The organism is Chloroflexus aurantiacus J-10-fl, from assembly GCF_000018865.1.
In the GTDB taxonomy this organism is placed as follows: Bacteria; Chloroflexota; Chloroflexia; order Chloroflexales; family Chloroflexaceae; genus Chloroflexus; species Chloroflexus aurantiacus.
Map to the genome: position 1 here is coordinate 2,365,023 of NC_010175.1, position 25,211 is coordinate 2,390,233.

The 25,211-nt window shown below is 56.8% G+C and carries 20 protein-coding genes; 13 read left to right on the top strand and 7 right to left on the bottom strand.

Annotated features, from left to right (window positions below):
* Positions 1-33: 33 nt before the first annotated feature.
* The 4 genes from CAUR_RS09025 to CAUR_RS09040 all read right to left on the bottom strand — a co-directional run bounded on the left by CAUR_RS09025 (position 34) and on the right by CAUR_RS09040 (position 2,664).
* Complete coding sequence (locus CAUR_RS09025) at positions 34-492, bottom strand: hypothetical protein (protein ID WP_012257593.1); 459 nt, start codon at positions 490-492, stop codon at positions 34-36.
* Positions 485-688: a hypothetical protein gene (locus tag CAUR_RS09030; protein ID WP_012257594.1), complete on the bottom strand. Its 204-nt coding sequence runs from the start codon at positions 686-688 to the stop codon at positions 485-487. The genes CAUR_RS09025 and CAUR_RS09030 overlap by 8 nt, the downstream gene beginning before the upstream one ends.
* 123 nt (positions 689-811) lie before the next feature.
* Complete coding sequence (ftsY, locus tag CAUR_RS09035; protein WP_012257595.1) at positions 812-1,789, bottom strand: signal recognition particle-docking protein FtsY; 978 nt, start codon at positions 1,787-1,789, stop codon at positions 812-814.
* 74 nt (positions 1,790-1,863) lie between these two features.
* Entirely contained in the window at positions 1,864-2,664 is an 801-nt protein-coding gene (locus CAUR_RS09040) for an esterase/lipase family protein (RefSeq protein WP_012257596.1), read from the bottom strand.
* Between the two features lie 220 nt (positions 2,665-2,884).
* Between CAUR_RS09040 and CAUR_RS09045 the strand changes: the two genes are divergently transcribed.
* Together CAUR_RS09045 and CAUR_RS09050 are read left to right on the top strand one after the other, a co-directional pair.
* A complete protein-coding gene (locus CAUR_RS09045) occupies positions 2,885-3,352 on the top strand; it encodes a (2Fe-2S)-binding protein (protein WP_012257597.1) in 468 nt (155 codons plus the stop codon).
* Complete coding sequence (locus CAUR_RS09050) at positions 3,349-5,514, top strand: xanthine dehydrogenase family protein molybdopterin-binding subunit (protein WP_012257598.1); 2,166 nt, start codon at positions 3,349-3,351, stop codon at positions 5,512-5,514. Before CAUR_RS09045 ends, CAUR_RS09050 begins: the two co-directional genes overlap by 4 nt.
* Positions 5,515-5,657: 143 nt before the next feature.
* Here the strand turns inward: CAUR_RS09050 and CAUR_RS21200 are convergent, their stop codons facing one another.
* A complete protein-coding gene (locus tag CAUR_RS21200) occupies positions 5,658-5,801 on the bottom strand; it encodes a hypothetical protein (protein WP_157866426.1) in 144 nt (47 codons plus the stop codon).
* Positions 5,802-6,608: 807 nt separating this feature from the next.
* Here CAUR_RS21200 and CAUR_RS09060 point away from each other — a divergent pair.
* The 3 genes from CAUR_RS09060 (at position 6,609) to CAUR_RS09070 (ending at position 10,507) form a co-directional block, all read left to right on the top strand.
* Complete coding sequence (locus tag CAUR_RS09060; protein WP_273068657.1) at positions 6,609-8,165, top strand: DUF512 domain-containing protein; 1,557 nt, start codon at positions 6,609-6,611, stop codon at positions 8,163-8,165.
* 63 nt (positions 8,166-8,228) lie between these two features.
* Positions 8,229-9,929 (top strand): GAF domain-containing protein, encoded by a 1,701-nt coding sequence (locus CAUR_RS09065; RefSeq protein WP_012257600.1) that lies wholly within the window; start codon positions 8,229-8,231, stop codon positions 9,927-9,929.
* A 5-nt stretch (positions 9,930-9,934) separates the two neighbouring features.
* Positions 9,935-10,507, top strand: a complete 573-nt coding sequence (locus tag CAUR_RS09070) for an anthranilate synthase component II (protein WP_012257601.1) — start codon at positions 9,935-9,937, stop codon at positions 10,505-10,507.
* Positions 10,508-10,745: 238 nt separating this feature from the next.
* Here CAUR_RS09070 and CAUR_RS09075 read toward each other — a convergent pair whose 3' ends face one another.
* Positions 10,746-11,399: a DUF6483 family protein gene (locus CAUR_RS09075; RefSeq protein WP_012257602.1), complete on the bottom strand. Its 654-nt coding sequence runs from the start codon at positions 11,397-11,399 to the stop codon at positions 10,746-10,748.
* An 82-nt stretch (positions 11,400-11,481) separates the two neighbouring features.
* Here CAUR_RS09075 and CAUR_RS09080 point away from each other — a divergent pair, with 82 nt between their 5' ends.
* The 3 genes from CAUR_RS09080 (at position 11,482) to CAUR_RS09090 (ending at position 14,000) form a co-directional block, all read left to right on the top strand.
* On the top strand, positions 11,482-12,240 hold the full coding sequence (locus CAUR_RS09080; protein ID WP_012257603.1) for an SDR family oxidoreductase: 759 nt from the start codon (positions 11,482-11,484) through the stop codon (positions 12,238-12,240).
* 180 nt (positions 12,241-12,420) lie between these two features.
* The gene (locus CAUR_RS09085) at positions 12,421-12,747 is read left to right on the top strand and encodes an MGMT family protein (protein ID WP_012257604.1); all 327 of its coding nucleotides are present in this window, start codon (positions 12,421-12,423) and stop codon (positions 12,745-12,747) included.
* Positions 12,748-12,839: 92 nt separating this feature from the next.
* A complete protein-coding gene (locus CAUR_RS09090; RefSeq protein ID WP_012257605.1) occupies positions 12,840-14,000 on the top strand; it encodes an MFS transporter in 1,161 nt (386 codons plus the stop codon).
* 373 nt (positions 14,001-14,373) lie between these two features.
* On the opposite strand, the gene CAUR_RS09095 is transcribed toward CAUR_RS09090, so the two are convergent.
* Entirely contained in the window at positions 14,374-15,225 is an 852-nt protein-coding gene (locus tag CAUR_RS09095; RefSeq protein WP_012257607.1) for an alpha/beta fold hydrolase, read from the bottom strand.
* 181 nt (positions 15,226-15,406) lie between these two features.
* Here CAUR_RS09095 and CAUR_RS09100 point away from each other — a divergent pair, with 181 nt between their 5' ends.
* Genes CAUR_RS09100 through CAUR_RS09120 form a run of 5 tightly spaced genes read left to right on the top strand, consistent with a single transcriptional unit; the run spans position 15,407 to position 25,203 of the window.
* Positions 15,407-17,290, top strand: coding sequence for a polysaccharide deacetylase family protein (locus CAUR_RS09100; RefSeq protein ID WP_012257608.1), 1,884 nt, complete (start codon positions 15,407-15,409; stop codon positions 17,288-17,290).
* A complete protein-coding gene (locus CAUR_RS09105; protein ID WP_012257609.1) occupies positions 17,263-19,164 on the top strand; it encodes an ABC transporter permease in 1,902 nt (633 codons plus the stop codon). Before CAUR_RS09100 ends, CAUR_RS09105 begins: the two co-directional genes overlap by 28 nt.
* Positions 19,161-20,393 (top strand): ABC transporter ATP-binding protein, encoded by a 1,233-nt coding sequence (locus tag CAUR_RS09110; RefSeq protein WP_012257610.1) that lies wholly within the window; start codon positions 19,161-19,163, stop codon positions 20,391-20,393. Before CAUR_RS09105 ends, CAUR_RS09110 begins: the two co-directional genes overlap by 4 nt.
* Complete coding sequence (locus tag CAUR_RS09115; RefSeq protein WP_012257611.1) at positions 20,390-22,174, top strand: glycosyltransferase family 4 protein; 1,785 nt, start codon at positions 20,390-20,392, stop codon at positions 22,172-22,174. The genes CAUR_RS09110 and CAUR_RS09115 overlap by 4 nt, the downstream gene beginning before the upstream one ends.
* Positions 22,171-25,203, top strand: a complete 3,033-nt coding sequence (locus CAUR_RS09120) for a glycosyltransferase (RefSeq protein WP_012257612.1) — start codon at positions 22,171-22,173, stop codon at positions 25,201-25,203. Before CAUR_RS09115 ends, CAUR_RS09120 begins: the two co-directional genes overlap by 4 nt.
* Positions 25,204-25,211: the final 8 nt, after the last annotated feature.

Here is a 25,211-nt window from a genome sequence, read left to right on the forward strand (position 1 = left end):
TACCGGGCAGGCGATGAGCGCAATGAAGTGTATCTACGGCAATAAAAACATCTGAATCTCACCATTGCGGGCATTACGGGCCGTGATCCGATACCGTATCTGCCCCTGTTCGTCGCTGCGTAACGGGCCACTGCGCGTGACCTGGGAGCCGGGCCGGGCGGCCAGGACGAATGATACCGATCCGTCGGGTTGGATGAGGGCGATTTCTAAGTCTCCCGACTCGACGGCAACCATGACGATGGCCTGGACTTCGGTGTTGGCCGGTAGGGCCGGTATCCGGTATTCGTCGCTCCCTTCCGCGCTGACGAAGGTGGTCAGGATGTTGGCGGCACCGGCTTGTTGTGAGATGGTGGTCTGTTCGCCACTGATGAGCAGGCATCCGGCGAGCAGGGTGGCGAAGCCGATGAAGGCGATGATTGCACCCGCTCGCCGGATGAGCGCTGACAGCTTGACAGGGCCAGTTGGGATTGAGCGGTTTTGGTGATCAGCCATACGACTCCGGACGGTAATCCACGGTGTAGGTGGCTTCTTCGGGAACCAGCTCTACCCGCAGGGGGCGTCGTGAAACCAGGCGAATGCTGGCGCCACAGTTCCGGTTCGCACAGACGACCTGTCCACCAACCGGAACGTAAGGAAAGATGGCCAGTTTTTGTTTGCAGGATGGGCATTTGACGATTTCAACCGACATAGTGTCACCTACAGGTCTGTATCTCTGAACCTGAACACGCCACACGTATCCCTACGACCCGCTTACTCGTTTGGTGAGTAAGAAAGGTCGGTTAGCGCATTGCTTTGCGTGCTATTTGACTTACTACTTTGAATCGGCAAAAAGTGCATCAACGAAGGTTTGCGCATCAAACAGCGCCAGATCGTCCATCTTTTCGCCGGTGCCGATGTAGCGAATTGGTCGTTCGATGTCCTGGGCAATCGCGAAGGCAATGCCTCCCTTCGCTGTGCCGTCCATTTTGGTGATGGCGACATCGGTGACGCCGGCAGCTTTCAGAAATGCCTTCGCCTGTAACACGCCGTTCTGGCCGGTTGTGGCATCGATCACCAGGATGGTCTCGTGCGGTGCTCCCGGTAGTTTGCGGCCAATGATGTTGCGGATTTTTTCCAGTTCTTGCATCAGGTTGTATTTGGCGTGCAGGCGACCGGCAGTGTCGATAATCAGCACGTCAACGTCTTGTTCGAGCGCGGCATCAATGGCCTTGTAGACAACGGCAGCGGCGTCGGCACCCTGGCCGAGGCTGACACACGGCACGCCGGCTCGCTCGGCCCAGGTTTCGAGTTGTTCGGTGGCAGCCGCGCGGAAGGTGTCTCCTGCTGCCAGCAAGACCTTCTTACCGAAACGGTTTTTGTAGCGATGGGCCAGCTTCGCGATCAGGGTTGTTTTGCCGGCACCGTTCACGCCAACGACCAGAATCACGTAGGGTCGGGCATTGGGGCGCTGTTGACCGGCGTACTCGGCAAAGGTACGCACCATTTCGGCTTTGAGCATCTCGCGCGCCTCGCGTGCCTTTTTGACCCCGTGACGATTGACCCGGTCAATGGTGCGGTTGACCAGATACTGGGTTGTCTCCAGCCCGACATCGGCCTGGATCAATGCCTCTTCCAGTTCGTCCCACAGCTCATCGGTGATAGGATCGTCACCAGCGAAGAGTTGCGCGATCCGGCCAAAGATACCTTTGCGCGATTTTTCCAGTGACGCAGCAACCTGCTCTTCTTCGCGCGCAGCTTCTTCTTCGCTGCGCGGTGCATCCTGAGCGCGACCGAATAGACGGCGAAACATACCGGTTCCCCTTATGCGGTGCGAACAACACGCTGCTGGCGGTTGTTCGCTGATTAGCTGCGGATTGTGGCAGGTCAGCTCCGTTGGGCAACGTAACCAGATGGTTTGACCTGCGTCTCTTCTTGATTATAGCTGATCACGAGCGGAGGTGCGGCAGCAAATGCAATCGCAGCCTGCCACCAGACGGCTACAATCGCCGGACTGGAACCATACCAGAGGCGATCTGGTCGTGGGTCGTGGCGTAAGCCGGGGATGATCAGGTGCAGTGAGCCGGGCAAGAGGCCGTAATCAAGTGGTACGACGCCGTCTCCCCACTGGGCACCCTCGCCACTGAGCAGGCGATAGCTCTGATAGGCGCCACGTTCCGGCGGGGGGCCGTCGGGATCGCCGAAGATGCTGCGGCCAATGACGCTTACGTAACGCACGTCTGGCCAGTACGCACCCGGGTAGTTCTGATCAGCCCAGCGAATCTGACTCAACCCACCAATCCGACCGTCACGAATGGCCCGTTGCGGTGTGCCAAGGGTCACCAGCATGCTGATGCGCTGATAGCCATAGTAAGCGCGCCGGCGATACGGTTTGTCGCCGAGAAAGATGCGGGCCAGAACCCCACCCGCACTGTGGGCGACCAGTATCACCTTATCGCTGCCGGTGGCGGCCAGGGTCTGATTGACCGCTCGATCAAGTTTCTCAAGTAAGCCGGCATAACTATCGAACACCACCACCTGTGCCCAATCCAGGCGGTTGATGGGGGTGATGAAGACAGGTTGGCCACTGATGGTATGCAAATGGGCACGCAGTGGCTCGTAGAGCAATGGATTGCTGCCAAAGCCACCAACTATCAGAATGGGTTGTTTCTGCACCGATGTTGTCATCGATTACGCCTTTTGACGATAAACGGGAAAGCCTGCGCTTCCCCGACGGTGATTCGTTAACATGCCGGGCAACGTTCAGATTCACCGTCTGCACCTGCCGCCAACGTCATTGTCCGTGGGCAAGCGCATATCGGTTACTAACGCCCTTGCCGTGACTCTGCCGTGCACTGGTAGTATACTATGAACAGGTATTGCACGACAATTGCACCAGAGGATGATTATGGAATTGACGATCAACGGTCAACGTTACACGGTCGCTGATGAACCGGCCCGTCCGCTGTTGTACGTGTTGCGCGATGAGCTGGGGCTGACGGGAACCAAATTTGGGTGTGGCGCCGGTATCTGCGGTGCATGTACCGTCCATGTGAATGGCCAGGCCACTCGCAGTTGTCAGACGATGATCGCGACGCTGGCCGGGGCGCAGATTACGACCATCGAGGGATTGGCCGATGGTGAGCGTTTGCATCCGGTACAACAGGCATTTCTTGAGCTACAGGTACCGCAGTGTGGCTGGTGTATGAGCGGGCAGATGATGACCGCAGCCGCATTGCTGGCCGCCAACCCTACGCCGACGCACGAAGAGATGATTGCGGCGATGCGTTATAACTACTGTCGTTGTGGCACCTATGCCCGGATCGGGCGAGCAGTGATGCGGGCGGCAGAGCTGATGAAGGAGCGGGCGGGATGAAGCAGGATACATCACCAAAACGCTGGCGGATGACGCGACGGGGTTTTCTGATCGGGATGGGGCTGGCTGGCGGTGGGTTGGCGCTGGGCGCAATCTTTGGTCTACCGGCGGCACGGCTGGCGCTGGCCGACATGTTCGCTGATGTGATCAATATTCCGTCGAATATGCCGCGCGAACCGCAGCTCTGGTTCACGATCCAGCCCGATGGCCGTGTGACGATGACGATGCCCAAGGTGGAGATGGGGCAGGGTGTGCATACGGCGCTGGCTCAGATTGCGGCTGAGGAGCTGGGTGTGAGTTGGGAACAGATGCAGGTGGTGCAGAGCAGTTCGCTCGGCCCGGTTGCCGATGGTGCCGGTACCAGTGCTTCCTATTCGGTGATCTCACTCTTCCCGTTGCTCCGCGAGATGGCGGCGACGTTGCGCGAGATGTTGCGCACCGCCGGTGCCGATCAGCTCGGTATTGCACCGGCGCAAACCCGAATTGAGCAGGGATTCGTGGTTGATGCCGATCAGCCGGCACGCCGGATCAGTTTCGCTGAACTGGTCGCCCAACCTCGTAACTGGGAGACTCCCACCGAAGCCGCTCCGCTCACGCCACCTGAGCGCTGGCAGATTATTGGTCAGCCAGTGCCGCGGCTCGATCTCCCGGCCAAGATTCGTGGGGAAGCGGTGTACGGCTACGACGCTCGGATTGAGGGGATGCTCTACGGCGCTGTTGCCCGACCACCGCGTCTGGGGGCAAAGCTGCGGCGGGCAGCAGCGGGTACGGCTCGCAACCGACCGGGCGTGGTTGAGGTGGTGATTCGCGATGGCTTTGCCGGCGTGGTCGCCGAGTCGCGGCTGACGGCGTATGCTGCACTGAACGATCTGGAACTGGATTGGGAACTGCCGCCGCCGTTCAATCTGGCAGAGCTTCAAGCCCGGCTCGCAGCGCAGGCCGGATCGGGAACGGTGATTCAGCGGCAGGGTGATGCTGCGGCAGCGCTGCGCGGTGCCGGCGTGATTGAGGCAACCTATCAGACTCCTCTGGCTGCACACGCCAATCTTGAGCCGCAGGCCGCCCTGGTCGATGTGCAACCGGATCGGGTTCGAGCCTGGGTCAGCACACAATCACCGGTGCAGGTTGCGCGCACCATAGCCGAGGTGATCGGTCGTAAGCCGGAGACGGTTGAGGTTACGCCAACCTACCTGGGAGGCGGATTTGGACGCAAAGTGACCACAACTGTTGCCACCGAAGCGGCACTGTTGTCGGCAGCGGTTGGGCGTCCTGTTCACGTTGGCTGGACGCGCACCGAGGAGTTTCGCTACGGGTATCTGCGTCCACCGACCTACGCAACCTTTCGGGCTACCCTCACGGACGATGGTCGGATCGCCGCGCTTGTGCAACACCATGTGAGCGGGAACGTGTTGTTTGATCTCTTTCCGCCGCCACTGCGCTGGCTGTTCGGTAGTGATTTTGGCGGTTGGCGTGGTGCCCGGCTTATCTACGACATTCCCAACCTGGAAGTCAAGGCGCAAACGGTCGATCTGCCGGTGCCAACCGGCCCCTGGCGGGGGTTGGGTCTACTGGCGAACGTCTTTGCCGTCGAAAGTTTTATCGATGAACTGGCGGTGGCTGCCGGTAGCGATCCGCTCGATTTTCGCCTGCGGCACCTGCCCGATACTGCGACGGGCAATCGCTTCCGTGCCGCGTTGGAGGCAGTTGCTGCAATGGCCGGCTGGTACGATCAGCCACCACCTGGCCGGGCGCGGGGGATTGCCTGTAGTATTGATGCCGGCACAATAGCTGCCCATGTCGCTGAGGTGGGTCTGGTCGAAGGCCGGTTGCGGGTCTATCGGGTGTGGGCCGCTGTCGATCCCGGTGTCGCCATCAACCCCGACGGTCTGGCGGCTCAGACCGAGGGCGGCATCATGATGGGGCTGAGTGCAGCACTGTTCGAGCAGATTACGATTGCCGATGGGCGGATTGAAGCCGGTAATTTTGATCGCTACCCGCTCTTGACCATCGCCGATGCGCCAGAGGTGTTTGTGCAGATTCTGCGCAGCGGCGATCAACCGTTTGGCGGTGGTGAACCGCCGATGGGGCCGATTGCGGCAGCGGTAGCCAATGCGCTGGCTCGCTTAACCGGTGAACGGCGTCGGCAGTGGCCGTTGGTGTAGGGGGGTGGTTAGGAAATAGGATGTAGAAGATAGGATATAGGGTGTAGGATATAAGATATCGTGGGGCTGAAGCTCTTGCTCACGATGTGCAAGTTCCTGCGGGACCTATGCATTACCCATAACTGGTGTCAACCACATGCGTATCAGCGGGTATGATCGCTATGGGTGCTGTTTTGAGCGACTGGCCCAGTGGCAATGCGCCGCTCCAGCCGTGCCATCACGTGCTGGATGGATTGCCGTACCCGCTCGTCATGCGCGTGTCGCGACGTTTGGAGTGCGGCAGCCATGCTGCCGCGCCAGCCGTGCTCGCGATCCAGCGCGTGGCATACCGTTACCCATCCTGGTCACGGGGGGGCTGGATGGGATCATGCCGATCATCGCGTCGGTCAGGTATGAAGGCGATCCCTGCGCGTAGAAGTGTTGTTGTACTTGGTTTGTGCCTCTACACCAACGGTCACGGGCAGCATCTGCCGGCGGTGGCGAGGATGCCTCCATGCAGGCTGGAAGCCTGCGCCACAGGGAGCACTTGCAGCCTGGCCTAACGCAGCGCGACATGTGGGTAATGCATAGGCGTGTCCAGGGGTACCGCTCTTCGCCGTCAGGCCAGCCCCGCAGGGGCTTTCACGACTTGCGGCAGGGTTTTAACCCGCCAGTTCCTCACCGGCACCCCGCCTATGCATTACCCATAACGAGAACTTATTTCATAAAACGCTTTACTGTCGCGCTCTCACAACCATCTCCGGTGCCATCATGTGCTGGATGGGTTGCCTTGCCCGCTCATCATGCGCGTGTCGCGACGTTTGGAGTGTGGCAGCCATGCTGCCGCGCCAGCCGTGCTCGCGATCTGGTACGTGTCAGGTCGTTGACCCGGCTGGTCACGCGAACGCCGGGTGTGATCGTCATACATGACGATGTGATACGAGGCGTCATACCGACTGCCGTGTGACATGTGGGTATTGCATCGTTTTCAACGATGGATGCAGCAGCTTCTTGAATCGTTATCCCGCTACCGTGTCCGATCAATCCCTGAATGATGATACAATAGACATACTAAAGCTACGAAACACCTTCATCAGTGTAGCTTTGGCAAACATATTTCTCGGTTAGGAGCAGGTGTGGAGTACCAACCCGACGTAAAACGCATCACCGGTGAAGGTGGAGTGATTGCCCGTGTCGCAGAGCAGAGTCTGGGCGAACACATCGGTCTGCAAGCGGGTGACATCATTGTGGCGATTGATGGTCAGCGGCTTCGCGATGTGATTGATTATCGCTTTGCGATTGCGGAAGAGCGCGTAACCCTGTTGATCCGCACCGCCACCGGTGATGAACGCGAAATAACGATTGATAAAGACCCCGACGATGACCTGGGTATTGAATTTACCGAACCGCTCTTTGATCGGTTGCGTACCTGTAATAATAAATGCCCCTTCTGTTTTCTCACCCAGATGCCGAAAGGCTTTCGCAAAACACTCTATCTGAAAGATGACGATTACCGGCTATCGTTCCTCTACGCGAATTTTGTCACCTTTACCAATCTGACCGAAGCCGATTGGGAACGGATCGAGCGTCAGCGTCTGTCGCCGTTGCACATTAGCGTCCACGCCACCGATCCCTTCTGGCGGGCGATTATGCTGGGTAAGCGCGATGTGCCTGATGTTCGTGAGCAGATTCGCCGCCTGGGCAAGATGGGCATTCGCGTTCACACCCAGATTGTGGCCTGTCCCCAGGTCAATGACGGCGAGGTGTTGCGGCAGAGTATTGAAGACCTGATCGCCCTCCATCCTATTGTCGAGTCAATTGCTGTGGTGCCGGTGGGTCTGACGAAGTTTCGCTTTGAAGGCAAAGCGCCGAAGACGATTCGGGCCGCGATCCAGATTCACGAGACGCCAGAGTGGATTGATACCAACTGGGAACGTCAGCCGCTATGGGAAGACCCCACCGCAACCATCCCTCTTCAGTCGGGGTCACAGCCGCTCCACAACCCGGAAATGGGTTTCTGCTCACGGCTCGGTGCGGTGACCGATATTCCGCTTCGCTGTTATACGCCGGTCGAGGCAGCCGCCGTGATCGATATGATCGAGCCGTATCAGCGCCGCTGCTATGAGCAATTCGGCTTACACCTGGTGTATGCTTCCGATGAGTTCTACCTGCTGGCCGGGCGCCCGATTCCACCTGCTGAAATCTATGACGATATGCCGCAATACAGCAATGGTGTCGGAATGGTGCGCGACTTCCTCGATACCTGGATGCGCGCCCGGCGGCGCTTGCCGGCTCGGATCGCTCGCCCCACGCAACTGGCGCTGGTGTGTGGCACGCTGATCGCACCGGTCATGGAGCAGATTGCCAACCGCCTGAATCGGATTGAAAACCTGACGGTCAGGGTTGTTCCGGTCGTCAATCAGTTTTTCGGCGAAACGGTAACGGTGAGTGGGTTGTTAACGGCACAGGATGTGATTCCTGCCCTTCGTGCATCTGGTTGTGACCGGGCATTACTGCCACGGGTGATGTTCGACTACACAGGTGAACGATCTATCGACGATTACTCACCGGCCCAAATCAGCCTGGCAGCAGGTATGCCGGTGGCTATTGCCGGTGAGGCCTCTGAACTGGTGCGCTACGTACAGGCATTGGCCCGCAGTGACCAGGAGTAGTAGGTGCTGGTCACATAAGTTCTCGCGTGCATCTCAGCTATGGGTCAAGAGGGGGAACTGGTTATGAACGATCAAGAACAAGCACCTAAACGCTACTTAGAGATTATCCAACGTGCCAATCAGATTGCTGCCACAACCCAACTTGATGATCTCCTTGATCGTTTGCTCGATCTCATTATCGAGATCACGCAATCAGAAGCCGGTACCCTCTACCTGTACGATGCCGCAACCGATGAACTCATCTTCAAAGTCGTAAAAGGCAGTCCTGCCGGCGAGGCGCTGCTCGGTCGCCGCCTGCCGGCCAATACCGGATTGGCCGGTTATGCCTTGCAACATCGGCAACCGTTTTTCGTCAACGATGTCGCGAATGATCCACGCTGGAATCGAACCTTCGGCGAAATGGGTTCACTCGATCTGCGCACGATGTTCTGTGTACCTTTGCTGTTACGGGGCGAACCGGTGGGCGTGGTGCAGGTCTTCAATGGCGCGTTTGAGGCGGTTGATGAACAGGAAGAGCTGCTTCTGATCGATTTGCTTACGTCACGGCTGGTGACTGAAATCGAAAAAGCCCGGTTGTTAGAGGAGTCGCAACAGCGCGAACGCCGCCAGCATGCGCTGGTCGAGATCGTCTCACATTTGACGACCACCCTGGAACGTGATGAGTTGTTACGCCGGATCATGAGTTACGCCTGCGAACTGCTTGAGGTCGAAGCGGCATCGATCTGGCTGATCGATCATGAGCGAAACGATCTGGTCTTGCACATTGCCGGCGGTGAAAACAGCGAGCGCGTAGAGTCGTTACGTGTGCCACGCGGACAGGGCATCATCGGTCACGTGATTGAAACCGGTGAAACAGTTGTCGTTAATGATGTCCAGCGCGATCATCGCTTCTACCAGGGACTTGATCAACGGAGCGGATTTCAGACCCGTGCCATTCTCTGTGTACCGTTGCGCTCGCCCCAAATCATTCTTGGTGGTGAACGTGGTGAAGTGGAGGGGATGATCATCGGTGGGTCGCAAGCCCTCAACCCAAAGCACGGTCGAACATTTTCTAACGACGATATTGTTCTGTTTCAAACCCTTGCGTCACAGGCAGCAACGGTGATTCGGCTGGCTGAACTGTATCGAGAGACGGATAGCCTGTTTACCCGGATTATTGCCGCCATCACGGGGGCGATTGATCTTAAAGACCCGTACACTCGTGGACACAGTCAGCGGGTCAGCGATTTTTCGGTAGCCATTGCCCAAGAGCTAGGGCTATCACGGGAACAGATTTACCAGTTGCGCATTGCCAGTAAGTTGCACGATGTTGGCAAGATTCGTGTTCCTGACCATATCCTCAAGAAACCGGGTCGGCTTGACGAGGAAGAGTTTGCCGAGATGCGCCGGCATCCTCTCTACGGCATCGAATTTCTCCGCGATAATGGGTTGCTCGAACTCGATCTGCTGCGCGAGTCGTGGACGGCACTGGCTCAGCACCACGAACGGCTTGATGGCCGTGGCTATCCATACGGTCTGAAGGGTGAAGATATTTCACTCTTTGGCCGCATTGTCGCGGTTGCCGATGTGTTCGATGCGATTACCAGCCATCGACCATATCGGCCCCCAATGCCCATCGACGAAGCCCTGGCACTTTTGCAGCGCGGTGCCGGTACGGAGTTCGATCCGGCATGTGTGGAAGCGCTGATTCGGGCACGGGCGAAAGGGGCTATCCTGACCCAAGATGAACGTGAACAGGCAATTGCATCGCAGACGATGGAGTGATAATTATGCGCGTTCTCCTGATCGACAACTACGACTCGTTTACATACAATCTGTACCAGTATCTTTGTGAACTGGGCGCTGACGTTGAGGTGGTGCGGAACGACCAGATAACCGTTGCCGATGTCGCATCCCGCGCTCCTGACCGAATCGTGATTAGCCCTGGCCCCTGTACGCCGGCAGAGGCGGGGATCAGTGTTGACGTGATCCGCCAGTTAGGTGGGCACATCCCCATTCTCGGCGTCTGCCTTGGGCATCAGGCCATCGGCGCTGCCTACGGTGGAGCAGTCGTGCGGGCACCACTGGTGATGCACGGCAAACTATCACCCATCTACCATCAGGGTCAGGGCGTGTTTGCCGGCCTTCCCTCGCCATTCCGCGCCACCCGTTACCATTCGTTGATCGTGCGCCGTGAGGATTTGCCCGCTGAACTAGAGGTCACCGCGTGGACGGACGATGGCATCATTATGGGTCTGCGCCATCGCACATTACCGGTAGAAGGTGTCCAGTTTCACCCTGAGTCGATCATGACCGAGGGTGGAAAACAGATGCTGGCCAATTTTCTAAATCACGGTCGCTGATGGGTTGGTTAACGGTCGTTGCATGATCGTGGTGTACGTACTGAGGACTATTGACCGCAGCGGAAAGGGGCGCACAGCCGTGCGCCCCTTTCCTACGCACCGGCGGGATAGGCGCTTGCAGTAGATCATTCAGGGTGCGTGGAGCACGTCGTGTCATCGGCAGGGTTGCCCACGCTCGCCTGACTGTTCACGATTGACGAACGACTTCTGGCAAGATTGTTGCCCCGGTGCTTGCTCATCATCCAGGCCGGTCAAGTTCTGCCAGAGCGGTCAACACCTCCGCACGCGATAATCCACCGGCATCCAGCACCTGATCGTCCTGGCTGAGCAAGCGGGTATAGAACGCACGGGCCGTTGCCAGCCAGCCGGCCCGGTCACGGGAGATCAGCTCGTGGAGAAGGTCTTCGCTACGCGCCAGATCACCGTTTTGCTCGCAGAGGGTGAAGAGCGCCGCCAGGGTTGGCGTCGGCAGCACATAATCGCGCAGCAGATCAAGCAGTACGGCATAATCCGGAATATAATCGGGCACATCCTCCGGGGCAGCCAGTCGGCACTCAATCACCAGTTGCAACGCCAGCAGTGCACGTGTTGCGGCTTCCTCCATCTCCCCATCATCGGCGAACAGACGCGACTCGGTTGTGAGGAGTGCCGCGAGGTATGCCCCTTCCACCCACCATTCCTCGCTCCGGTGATGAAAGCGAAGCAGTGCCAGTAATTGTTGATCACTCAGCGTCGCTATCCGATCACTGCCCACCCCTAATCGGTCGCGGTATGCGTTATCGATAGCGATGCGCACCAGTGGCGATTTACCCTCGCGGTAGAGACCGAGAATATGACGAATGATCGCTCCAAACTGGGCAATCATACGCAGAATGTAGTCGTCACGGTACATAATGGGAATTCCCTCGAACTTATGCGAAACGATATACTTATGGTATGATACCGCATGCAGAGACTGGCTAGAGGAGGAACTCATGGAGCCACCTTTCATTGGGAAGGTTGCGCTGGTCACCGGCGCAGCAGCCGGTATTGGTCGTGCTTCAGCACTGGCGTTTGCCCGTGAGGGTGCCAAGGTTGTCGTTGCTGATGTGAATGTCGAGGGCGGGGAAGAGACGATTGCGCTGTGTCGGGCTTTGAATACCGATGCAATGTTCGTGCGTTGTGATGTTTCGCAACGCGATGAAGTGGAGCGATTAATTGCTCTGGCAGTTGACACGTTCGGTCGGATCGACTTTGCGCACAACAACGCCGGGATTGAAGGCGTGCAGGCAATGCTGGCCGATTATCCCGAAGAGGTCTGGGATCGGGTGATCGAGATCAACCTCAAAGGGGTCTGGTTGTGTATGAAGTACGAAATCCGGCACATGCTCAAGCAGGGTGGCGGTGCGATTGTGAATACCTCATCGGTCGCCGGTCTGGCCGGATCACGTGGCGTTTCGGCGTATGTAGCCAGCAAGCACGGTATTGTTGGTATTACCAAAGCGGCAGCCCTTGAGTATGCGCGTAACGGTATTCGTGTCAACGCAATCTGTCCAGGTACGATTCATACTGCGATGATCGACCGCTTTACCCAGGGTGATCCCCAACTGCTTGCCCAGTTCGCTGAGGGTGAACCGATTGGTCGGCTCGGCTCGCCTGAAGAGGTCGCCAATGCGGTGATCTGGCTCTGCTCAGATAAGGCTTCGTTTGTGACCGGAGCGACACTGGCGGTTGATGGTGGCCGCCTGGCGTAACCAAGAGTTTGTCTGACTTGCCTGACACCACCGTAGCGTCAGAAATTGTAGAGGGATTGCCGATATTGTTGCATCCCTCTACATATGTTGATGAGATCATTGTCTCAAGACCATCCTGCAATCGCGGAATAGCCAAACCGATGATCGCCTTCAGCCCGTCACCGCCGAAGCAGCGTTGAGATGAGCGTTAACAGCGAATCGCCCTATACAGCCATTTACACTGTTGTGAAACGCATTCCGCCAGGTCGCGTCTGTACCTATGGGCGCATTGCTGCCCTGGCTGGATTTCCCGGCCAGGCCCGCATGGTCGGGTATGCGCTGCACGCACTGCTCGGCGACAACGATGTACCCTGGTGGCGAGTGATTAATCGGATCGGTCGTATCAGCAATGTCTACGCCGCCGATGAGCAACGGGCGCGCCTGGAAGCTGAAGGTGTGCCGGTGAGTGATGACTATCTGATTGACCTCAACCGGTTTCTGTGGGTAGGCGATGATGATGAGGAATGAGGAGTTTCTCGCCCCACAACCTCTCCCAGGCCGTCGCACGTAGCGCAAACTGACGCCTGTGCTACCCCAGACACGATGATGAGTAATTGCGCATGAACGCTGCTTCAGTTACCTCTCGCCGCACCTGGACAATTGCCCTTTACTGCGCCGGTGTGATTGTCTTCTCGGACATGTATCTCACCCAACCGATCCTGCCCCAGTTGTCGGTGACCTTCAATGTCGCGCCGGCAACGGCGGGTTTGACCGTCTCGGTTGTCGTTCTGATGATTGCGCTCGGTTCACTGGCCGTTGGCCCGCTCAGCGACCGGCTGGGCCGTCAACCGGTAATGGCCGGCAGTTGTCTTCTCCTCGGTTTGCCGACCCTGCTCTGCGCACTGGCGCCATCGTTTGAACTGTTGCTCTTCTGGCGGGCGCTTCAGGGTCTGTGTATTCCCGGCTTAACTGCGGTAGCCGTAGCGTACCTCGGTGATCATCTGCCGCCATCTGCACTGGGGCGGGCCGTCGGCGGCTGGATTGCGGCAAATGTGGCCGGTGGCTTGAGTGGTCGAGTCTTCGGCGGATTGATCAGCGATAGCCTGGGCTGGCGGATGAGCTTTATCGTCTTTGCCGGACTGACCCTGGCAAGCGGTATAGGATTGTTGCTGACCCTTCCTCGTGACCAACCCTCATCGGTGGGCGGCTGGCAACAGGCGTATCGGGCGATGATCGCCCATCTTTACGACAGACAGTTGCGCTATGCCTACCTGCTCGCCGGCACGCTCTTTTTTGGCTTTCTTGGCATATTCACGTATCTACCCTACTACCTGAATGCACCGCCCTTTCAATTGCCACCGTCAATTGTTGCCCTGGCCTACATCAGTTATCTGGCCGGCGTGATTGTCTCACCCTGGGCAGGCTCCCTCTCAGCACGCTATCCCCGTCAACGCCTGATTGCGCTCGGCCTGCTGATCGCCATGAGCGGGATTGCCCTCACGCTCATCCCCAACCTGCCGGTCATTGCGTTGGGATTGTGGACGTTGTGTACCGGCATGTTCATCGCCCAATCCATCGCGCCGGCATTGGTCAACCAACTGGCGCAACAGGCCAAAGGTGCGGCAAGTGCGCTCTACCTGGTCGCCTACTATATCGGTGGCACCCTGGGCGGAGTGATCCCCGGCCTCGCCTGGCAGATGGCCGGCTGGGTTGGGGTCACCCTGATGTGTCTGGGGGCGCTGGGGCTGGCGTTATTTGCAACTACGCGACTGGCAAAATAGCCGGATGGGCAGGTTGCCATCACCACTGGTTGGGTGTGGTGATCATCTGGTATGTTGTTAATGTTGTCGTCTCTGCAATCGACATAGCCTGGGTAATGGTATGGGCAATACACCGCTGGTCGCCAGGTAACAGAGGGTTAACACAGGCCGAGTCCTGTGTTTTCCCGTAAAGATGCGGCAGGTATTGATCATCGTCTGGTATGTTGTTAATGTTGTCGTCTCTGCAATCGACATAGCCTGGGTAATGGTATGGGCAATACACCGCTGGTCGCCAGGTAACAGAGGGTTAACACAGGCCGAGTCCTGTGTTTTCCCGTAAAGATGCGGCAGGTATTGATCATAGTCGGATAATCACAGGTTGCCGGGTACCTGATCACTGGCGCAAAAATTCGAGCAAGAGCTGATGGAAGCGATCTGCCGCTTCGATCATCGGAAAATGACCGCAATTCGGAATAATCTCCAGTCGGGCGTGCGGGAGAGCACGTTGCGCTTCGTAGGCGTAGCGTACCGGGAAGAGCCGATCTTCAGCCCCCCACATGATGAGCGTCGGCTGCCGGATGTCGGCAAGTCGCGGCCAGAGACCACTCCCGCGCAGATCGTTGGCATCAAAATAGCGACTCAGCGCCACCATGGTGCGTCGAATCTCAGGATTACCCAGGGTTGCTGTGCCACGAGCGATCAGATCAGGGGTAATGTAGCGATCAGGATTGGCAAACGCCGTTCGTAACTGCATCCGCACCACAAAGGGCAGCGCCGACAACCCGACCAGCGCTTCACCGAGGAATGGTATTGCTCCCCCTTTGCGCATAAACAATGGAAGCTGCATGAAGCCTTCGCTATCGGCAATGACTAAGCGCGAAACCTGCTGTGGGTAGAGGATAGTCGTTGCCAGCGCATGTTTCCCGCCCATTGAATGACCGACAACCGCTGCCTGATCAACCGCGAAGAAGCGCAGTAACCCTGCATTGAGATCGGCATATCGACGCAACGTGTAGACGGCACCGCCTGGCTTATCTGAGGCACCAAATCCTAACGCATCGGGAGCAATCGCCTGAAAACCACTCGCCGCTAACAGACGAATGGTCGGAATCCAGTCGTCAGCACTCACGACGAAGCCGTGCAGCAAGAGCACGGCTGGCCCCTGACCGGCGGTCAACACACGCAAGCGAAATCCATCAATAACCACATGTTGATCAGTAATCGCCACCTCAGTTGTTGCTGGCATACACTCGATACTCCTCTTTGCAAAGCGGAGAATACGAACTGCTCTTTGTCACGATCTCACTCTAGCAAATAACGCTCGCAATGTCAGGACAAGACCCGACAACGGTAAGTAAAAACATCTATGGTACAATGCAGCCGCAGCCTGGTCTGCACGACATTTGGTGTACAATGACAAGCAACCCATGATTTCACGTCAGTTTGCATTAAGCGCTATTATCGTATCTTTCATTATTGGCGCTGTCGGGGTCTTCCTCTTCATCAGTCAGCGACTTGAACGTTGCGCTGCACCCCCCTTTGTCGATCCAAACCTGTTGCCCAATGCCAGGTTTGCCACACCCGGTGATGTTGTCGGTCTGCCTGAAGGGTGGGGCCGCGGCGCCGGTGGGGTTGAAGTGCGTGGCCCGGCAGTTGATGGTCAGGGCTTCGATCTTGATGGTGATGGGCGGGCGTTGCAATTGATCGGAATCGCCAATTATGCGCTAACGCCCCCGATTGGGGTGCAACCCGGCACGTCCTATTGTTTCACGGTTGCAACCCTGACCGACTCATTGCTGCGTTCGCCGACCCGTGCTCGCCTCGTTTTCGAGTGGTACGACGATCAGGGTGTACTGCGTGAACGTTCCGTCACCCCCTGGCAACCGGTTGTCTTATGGACGCCGGAGCGTCCGCCGACTGCCTGGACAACGATTGCCGGCTATGCTCGTGCTCCACAGACGGCACGCATACTGCGGGTACGCATTGAACCGTCTTCCGACGACCGTATCTATCTCGATATGCCGCGCCTGCAACGTGGTGGGCATACGCTGCCGCCGGCGCAGAACGCAGATGTCTCGCCGCCGTTGACCATCGCGCCATGGCCTGAAGGGTACCGTGCCGCAGTTGCGTTCACCTTCGATTGGGAAACCGCGATGGGAGGATTGATCCACTCACGCTCGGTTGATGATCCGCTGGCCGACGAAGACCCCATTCAACGCGGGATGCGCATGCGTACCGGTGTTGAGACGAGCATGAGCATTTTTGCCCGTTACAATGTGCGGGCGACCTATTTCGCGACCGGTTATAACTTCTTAATGGGGAATCGCGAGCAGCGACGCTTCATGAACGACCCGGTCTTCACCTGGGCTTCGGCAGCCAATGGCTGGCGGAGTGATCGTTGGACAAACCGACCCTGGTTTGCCGATGACCCGTATGGCACGGTTGCCACCGATCCGGCCTGGTACTTTGGCGATCAGATTGAGCCGTTGCGCGCCGCCGGTCACGAAATTCAGAGCCATACCTTTAGCCATTTGTACGGCGGGTATGCCGATGCGGCTACCTGGCGAGCTGATATTGAAGCATGGAATAGCGTTGCTGCCGAGCGTGGAATTGGTATTGCCCGTGCGCTGGCGTTCCCGTGGAGCAGTAGTGCCGGTATGAGCGACGCGAACTGGGATGTCCTCGAACAGGGCGGCATTCGTGCAGTTACACGTCTGAGCGACTATGGCCCCTATAATCTCTTCCCCCTTGATGAACGTGGTCTGGTGCGCGACCCGCACTGTCGCTGGCTCCCCGGTCGTGAAGGACGAATCATCGCCTGCCCGGATTTTTATCTGACACCGGCACGGGCAAAGCTGGCTGTCGCGCAGATTGAACAAACGGTAGCCGCCGGTGGCATGATCGACATCTGGTCACATACCGAAGAGGTAACCAGTGCCGCACAGCAGGCGGCCTGGGAAGATGTGGTATCTTATACTGTCGGGCGTGGCGATGTCTGGGTCGCGCCATTTAGCGAGATTGCCGGCTGGCAAATTGCTCGCATGACACTCAATATAACAACGCTGACCGAACCAACCGCGAGTACTGATCGGGGGCGAAGCACGGCACATCGCTATCAGGTGCAGAACACATCACCCTATCATCTGGTGGGAATGATGATCGATCTACCGCCTGATACGACTGATGTCGCGATCAACAACGACATCGTGCCACGGGAACAGTGGCAGCATAGTGGATGGCTCCGGATCGATCTGGCTGCCGGTCAGACAGTAGAGGTGACATTGTGGCCAACACGATCAAGCAGCCGCTAAACCGGGCGACAGGCTGGCGTGCAATCGGCGATCTGCTAACGAGGCAACGCGGAGCGCTACGCTTGTACCAGTGGTTGTGGCTGGTATTGTGTATTGTGGGCGCGCTGAGTATCGCCCTTCCGCCAATCCTTACGCGACCGATCATTTATTATGCCAATGCGGTAGTTCGCTTCGACATGGCGCGCTATGGCCCGATCTATCAGCCGGTTGGGCCAAACCTGACCGGGATGGATATTGCGATTGCCGATGCCACGGAAGCGTTACGCCTCTCGACATTAGCGCGGGCCGATGTGCGCTTCGGCCTACCCAATTTTCGCGTTGAATATCTCTTACAGCAACCGGGTGAAGTTCTGGTGCGCGGGGTTGCCGATAACGCCACCGAGGCGAAGCTCCTGGCCGATGCCGGTGCTGCTGAACTGGTACGCCAGATCCGAGCTGCCGGTGGGCGCGAAATTTTACGCAACATGCTCGGCTGGCAGCTCTGGCAGGCACTCAACGGCACGACGCCGCCCGCTGATGACCGTTTTGCGCTGCTGCTGCGCGATATTCTGCGTCTTGAGGCATTGCCCCTCTCGCGACCAATAGAACCGTTTAGCACACCACGCACCCTGAGCGATCTCTCCGGTGAAGAGATTAGTGATGTTGCGCGGGCGCTTGAGTCACGTTACGACTTGTGGCGATTTGCGATCAATACTCGCAACGCGACCCTCGATGCACTCTGTGGCAGCGCTGGTCTAACCGATACTGCCACTCGTGAAGCAACCTTGCGCGACTGTGCCGCAACGAATCCGTCCGCTGCCGCTGAGCTGGCGGCGCGTGATCGCACTATCGCCCAATTACGCAGCATTGAAGCAGCACTTACCTATATGATTCGGGAAGCGGGTGCCCGCTTCAACGCCGACCAGGAGAGCGCAGCATTCCGCATTCCAGCAGCACTGCCTGCTGCGCCAGAACCACGTTATGAAATACCGCTGACTGCGCTGGCAATCCTGTTTGGCACGGCCCTTGGCCTGGGGGGGATTGCGCTCGACCGCAGTGCCGGCGTACTCCCGAAATTGCAGGAATTGTGGCAATACCGCGAGCTGATCCGTAACCTGATCCTGCGCGATCTACGTGCCCGCTACAAAGGTAGTGCTCTCGGCTACCTCTGGACACAGATCGCACCACTGGGGATGATGCTGGTCTACGTCATCGTCTTCAGCTTTCTCCTGCCCAACGGACTAGCGATGTTTCCGGTCTTCGTGATTGTCGGATTGCTGCCCTGGAACTACACCGCAGAAGCGGTATTGAGCGGTACCCGCAGTATCATCGACAATGCTGCGCTGGTGAAAAAGGTCTACTTCCCGCGAGAGGTATTGCCCCTGGTAGCGGTTGGATCGAGTCTGCTCAATTTCATCCTCTCGCTACCGATGATGGCACTGGTGATCATTGTTGTACAACTCGCTACCCTGGGCCGCCTCAACCTGAGCTGGAGCATCGTCTACCTGCCGGTTATTATGGCACTTCAGACCATCTTTCTGGCCGGCCTGGCGCTCCTTCTCGGTGCGGGTGCCGTCTTCTTCCGCGATGTTGTGCACCTGATCGGTATCGTAATCAACATCTGGTTCTTCCTCACCCCGATCATCTATCCACTAAGCACAATCAGTGAAGGGCTGGCTGCCCGTCTAATCCGCTGGTTTAACCCACTCGCCTCGATCATCGAGTTCTACCGCGAGATCATTTACGGCAACCCTGTGCCGGTTGGTCTGATCCCAACACCGGGTGTACCCGCGCTTAGTGCGATGCTCCGGGTCGGTCTGACCGGACTGATCATCCTCGCGTTTGGCTACTGGGTGTTCCAGCGCACCAGCCGCCATTTTGGTGAAGAACTATGAGTGTCGTGATTGAGTTTGACAAGGTTTCACGGCAGTTTGTCCGTCGCCAGAACGCCTCGACTATTCAAGAGCGTTTTATGGGCCTGATCCGGGGGCTACCGCCGGCAGAAGCCTTCTGGGCCGTGCGTGATGTGAGCTTTGCCGTTGAAGAAGGGCAGAGCATTGGTCTCGTTGGGCACAATGGTGCCGGCAAGAGTACCATTCTCAAATTGATGACCCGCGTACTTGAACCGACTAGCGGTCGGGTAACAACCCAGGGTCGCATCGCGGCCCTGCTCGAACTGGGCAGTGGCTTTCATCCCGAACTCAGTGGTCGCGAGAACGTCTTTCTCTACGGATCACTGATGGGCTTTGGCCGCAAAGAGATGCAGCGCAAACTGCCAGAAATTATCGAATTCTCCGAAATTGGGCCGTTTCTCGATACCGAGGTCAAACACTATTCGTCGGGAATGTACACCCGGCTAGCGTTTGCTGTCGCAACCGCCGTTGATCCCGACATCCTGATTACTGATGAAGTACTGGCCGTCGGTGATGAGACCTTTCAGCGCAAATGTATTGATCGCATCTATGGCTTTCGACGGGCCGGGAAGACCATCGTCTTCGTCTCGCACGCGCTTGACGTTGTGCGCTCACTTTGTGATGTCGCCGTCTGGCTCGACCACGGCGAAATGAAAGCGTATGGTGAGGCTGGTAAGGTGGTTGACGCCTATCTGGCCGATGTGAACGAGCGCGAACGGGCTGAGTTTGAGGAGCGTTTGCACAGTGAAGATGACGATCAGATTCGCGAATCGCGCATGCGCCGTGGTAGCCGCGAAGTTGAGATCACGCGCGTGCAACTCCTCGATGCGCAGGGGCGTGAACGTATTACCTTCCGTACCCACGAACCGCTCACCATTCGCATTCACTATCTCGCCCATCAACGGATCGAGCGCCCGGTCTTCGGTGTGGGGATCAACCACGAAAGTGGGCCGTGGTTGACCGGGCCAAATACCGGTTTTGATAAATACCATATCCCGTTCATTGAAGGAGCTGGTATCATCGATTATCACATTCCGCGCTTGCCCTTCCTTGGTGGACGCTACCTGGTCAGTGCCTCGGCCACCGATTCCACACAGTTGTACGAATTTGATGTTCACGACCGCATGTATCCTCTGGTCATCCATAGTGATGGTCTGAGCCAACGGTACGGCATGGTGTTCTGCGAAGGGAACTGGAGCTGGCACGGATGAGTGATCTGCTGATCATCAGCCATGATGTCGTTGGTCAACGAATGGCTGGACCTGGCATTCGGATGTGGGAGCTGGCACGAACGTTGGCCAGACAGATTCCGGTGACCTTGATAGCACCTCGCCCTATTGATTTGCCGTTAGCGCCGGGGATCACGTATGGACATTACACCTGGGGTGACAAAACCTCGCTCACACCGTATCTGAACGGAGCGACCACAGTACTGGCAAATGGTTTCGTTGCCTCTGTTCATCCCGAACTGCTTACGTTTCATGGCCGATTGATAGTTGATCTTTACGATCCTATCGTCTTTGAAAATCTCGAACTGTTTCGCCAGCGACCGATTGCCGAACGGGAAGCACAGACACAACGTGACATAACGTTATTGCGAGGGCTGCTCCTGCGTGGCGACCATTTTCTCTGCGCTACCGAACGGCAGCGCGATCTGTACATCGGCGGATTACTGGCGCTTGGCCGATTGTCACCTGCGATGGTTGATAGCGATCCGCTGCTACGTGACCTGATCGACGTTGTGCCATTCGGGGTGAGCGATGATCCGCCGCAGGCAAGTGGCCAACCGGCACTACGTGGTGTCCTTGATGACCTGAACGCCGATCATCAGATCATTCTCTGGAGCAGTGGCCTCTGGGACTGGCTCGATCCGCTGACAGTAGTACGGGCGATGCCGGATGTGCTGCCTGTTGTACCAAAAGCCCGCCTGGTCTTCCTGGCCGGACGACATCCAGGCCAGGTTCCTGAAATGACAACCCTCCAGCAAACTCGCCAACTGGCTACCGACCTGGGATTACTCGGCAACGGCATTCACTTCTACAACGAATGGATACCCTACGCACGACGCGCCGACTTTCTGCTGGAAGCGGCGATTATGGTATCATTGCACCAGGAACATTTAGAGACACGCTATGCCGCTGTAAGGTCGCGTATTCTTGATCATTTCTGGGTAGGACGCCCCAGCATTGTCAGCGCCGGTGATGCTGCTGCCGAACTCATCAGGGAACATCAGGCCGGAGAGGTTGTTCCGATTGGTGACAGTCAGGCGGTCGCTGCCGCGCTTATTCGTTTACTAACCGATCAGCAGTACTGTGCACATCAGAGTGCTCAGGCCACAGCCCTTGGCCAGCGCTTGCGCTGGTCCCAGGTGGTAGCGCCGTTGTGGCGTATGGTATCATCTCCTATAAGGAAGACTGAATGCAGCACAACCGAGAAACGGCAATCAACCATGGATAATCTGCAAACCATTCTGCAAGAGCGCAATGCATTAATCCACGAACTGGAAAAGTACTGGCAGGTCGCTCCAGATTCTTCCCAACCAGGCTCAATGCTCGGGCGCGTAAAGCAATGGCTGCAACGACGAATAACTGGTTCACTACACGCCGACCTGTGTCGAATTGCGGATCAGCAACGGGCGTTTAATGCAGCATTGATCAATCTGGTATATCGTTTATCCAGTGCTTTCGATGAACAGGCGCGACGAACGGAAGAGCAACTGCATACGCTCCGCTATGAGACAACGCTCTATCAGCAGCATGTAGCAAATCATCTGGCGTCGCTCACCCAACAACTTGCCGAGATGAAGCCGTTGCTGGAAGTAGTCAGACAGGAGCAGATTACACTCAATACTGAATTACAAAAAGCTCGCGACACATTACCACCACTCCATCAACACATTATTGATCTCGAAACACGTATCCTTGATTTGGATGAAGTGCTCTCACAAGTGGCACAGCGATTAAGCGATCTATCTCTCTCTTTATCAAAATGAAAGCAAGCGTTGTTATTCCATTGTTGCAGGGTGGGTTATACATTCGCGACTGCCTGCAATCATTGCAACAACAGTCAGAACAACCGGCCATTATTGTCGTGAATAATGGTAGTAGTGATGATGGGCCAGACATTGTTCGTCGCGAGTTTCCTGATGTAACACTCCTGGATTTTGCCCGACCACTCGGCTTTGCCGGTGCAGTCAATGCAGGTATACAGGCCGCTTTAACCACAGTCGAACCTCCCGATGTAGTGATTGCGCTAAACCAGGACACAGTGGTTGATCCCGGTTGGCTGGCTGCAATAATGTCGGCGTTCGTCGACCCGGCGGTTGGCCTTGCAGGCTGTCTGGCCCGTTTTCCTGATGGTCAGATTCAGCATGCCGGCGGCACCCTGATCGAGCCACTCTGGTATGGACGGAATCGCCACTCGATTGACGATCCCGCGCCGATACACTATCTGGCTGCGCTGGCCCTGGGTATGCGCGTGACAATGCTCGATCAGATTGGATTATTTGATGAAGGATTCTTTCCGGCTTACTACGAAGATGTGGACCTCTGCCTGCGTGCGCTGGCGCAGGGCTGGCGTATCGAACTGGTACCCGCAGCAACGCTGATACATCATGAGGGCGCATTGCAGCAGACATCACCCAGACATACCTATATGCTTGAGCGCCAGCGCTGGCGCCTGCTCTTGAAGCATCGTTCCATCGCCGAACTACACGAGATTGTCTTTCCAGCCGAGCATGCCTTGTTGCAAGAGCGTGCTGCCGCAGGGATCAGTGACAGTCTGCGCGCCGCCTATTTGCAAGCGATTCTTGCCTTGCCTGAGATTGGTCGGCAGCGTGGCTGGACAGCCGAGGAGATCAGTGTCATCCGTGGTCGATTAATTGAATTGCGCTCTGAAGCGATTGCCCGCGAACGTACCAGCCGCATTACCGGCTTACAACAGGCATTGCATTCGCATGTGTTGCCGTATGCATCGGCACCTGCTGGTACCGATGAACGTGTGATGGCAGAAATTGTTGGATTATCACCTGCTACATTGCCGGATGGTGCAGAAGCGCCTTCCCGTGGTGAGCATCCGGCGACAATAGCAACGGACAACAAACAGGGTACAGATGACACAGGGGTATCTGCCGTCACCGATCTCCCCCAGCAATCCACCAATCCGAGGCGACCTCCCTTCCAGCCCGGTACACGTCCGCCGGTTGCTATCGTGATACTCACATGGAATGGGTTGGCGCTCACTCAACGGTGTCTTACCAGCCTGCGTGCAAACACCCGTGATGTAGCGTATCGGTTCATTGTTGTTGACAACGGGAGTACCGACGGTACCGTGGAGTGGCTTCGTGATCAACCCGATGTTACGCTGATTGCCAATAGCGAAAATCGAGGTTTCGCGGCAGGCGTGAATCAGGGCATTGCCGCAGCCCCTCCAGATCACGATGTGCTCCTCCTCAACAACGACACCGAAATCATTGAGGAGGCATGGCTGGCCCACTTGCGTGATGTGGCAAACAATCATCCCGACTATGGGATTGTCGGTTGTTTGCTCCTCTTCCCAAATGGCCTCTTACAACACGCCGGCACCTATATGCCGCAACATAACTTCTGGGGCTATCAGATCGGTGGTGGTGAACCGTTTATCGGCCAGTATCCCGGCATCCGCGAGGTTGAAGGGGTCACCGGTGCGTGCATGTACATTCGGCGTGATGTGATTGCCACCATTGGCGGTCTGGACGAAACCTACTTCTCGTATTACGAAGACACCGACTATTGCCTGCGTGCAATGCAGGCCGGATTCAAAGTTGTTTGCACCGGCGGAGCCAGGGTCGTCCACCACGAAAATTCGAGTACAAAACTTAACAACGCCGACTGGTGGCGTATGTTCAGTCATGGACAACGGGTTTTCCTGTCGAAATGGCGTGATTACTACCGGCAACGCTACCGTTATGGTTTGGTCTGGCATTCGCTCATCGCCCATGCCACCGGGTACGCGACCTCGTCGCGTGAATTTGTCCGCGAGCTGGATCGGCGTGGTGTCGATATTCGGCTGGCCTGCATCTTCGGCACCGATTACACGGAACCGCCGACCCGCGATCCGCGGCTTGATCAACTGCGGCAGCGTCCCAAAGATACGTCATTGCCCCAGGTTGTCTACAGTCAGGGTGATGCCTTTATCAAAAACAGTGGTCGGTACCGGATTGGGTTTACCATGCTGGAGTCTGATGCCCTGCCTGCCGATTGGGTGCATCAGGCAAATCAGATGGACGAGGTGTGGGTGCCGAGCCACTTTACCCGTGATGTCTTTGTGCAATCCGGTGTACGACGGCCAATCCATATTATCCCGTTGGGATTTAATCCCAACTATTTTCATCCGGGTATCCAGGGGCATAAACCAACTGACTCGTTCGTGTTTCTCTCTGTTTTTGAATGGATTGAGCGGAAGGCACCCGAAACCTTGCTACGCGCATACGTGAGTGAATTTAAGCGTAGCGATGATGTGGTGCTGGTACTGAAGATTTTTAACCATGATCCACGGTTCGATGTTCATCAGCGTATCCACGAGATTGTCAACCGTCCCGATGCACCCAGAGTCGTGGTTATCCTGAACCAGGAAATTGCCGAGCACCAGATGGGGAGTTTCTACCGGAGTGCCGACTGCTTTGTCCTGCCCACTCGTGGCGAAGGATGGGGTATGCCGATACTTGAGGCCATGGCCTGTGGCTTACCGGTCATTGCAACCGACTGGGGTGCTCAGCGTGACTTTTTCAACGACCGGTTAGGATACCCGCTGCGGGTTCGTCAGTTAATACCGGCAGTCGCTCGTTCCCCATATTATGCCGGTTCACGCTGGGCCGATCCTGACATAGATCATTTACGTTATCTTATGCGGTACGTCTACGAGCATCCAGCAGAAGCACGTGAAAAAGGAGCACAGGCTGCTGTTGAAGTACAGCAATGCTGGACGTGGGAAAAAGCTGTTGATCGAATTATCGAGCGCTTAGCAGACATTACACATTCGTGAAGTGAGGC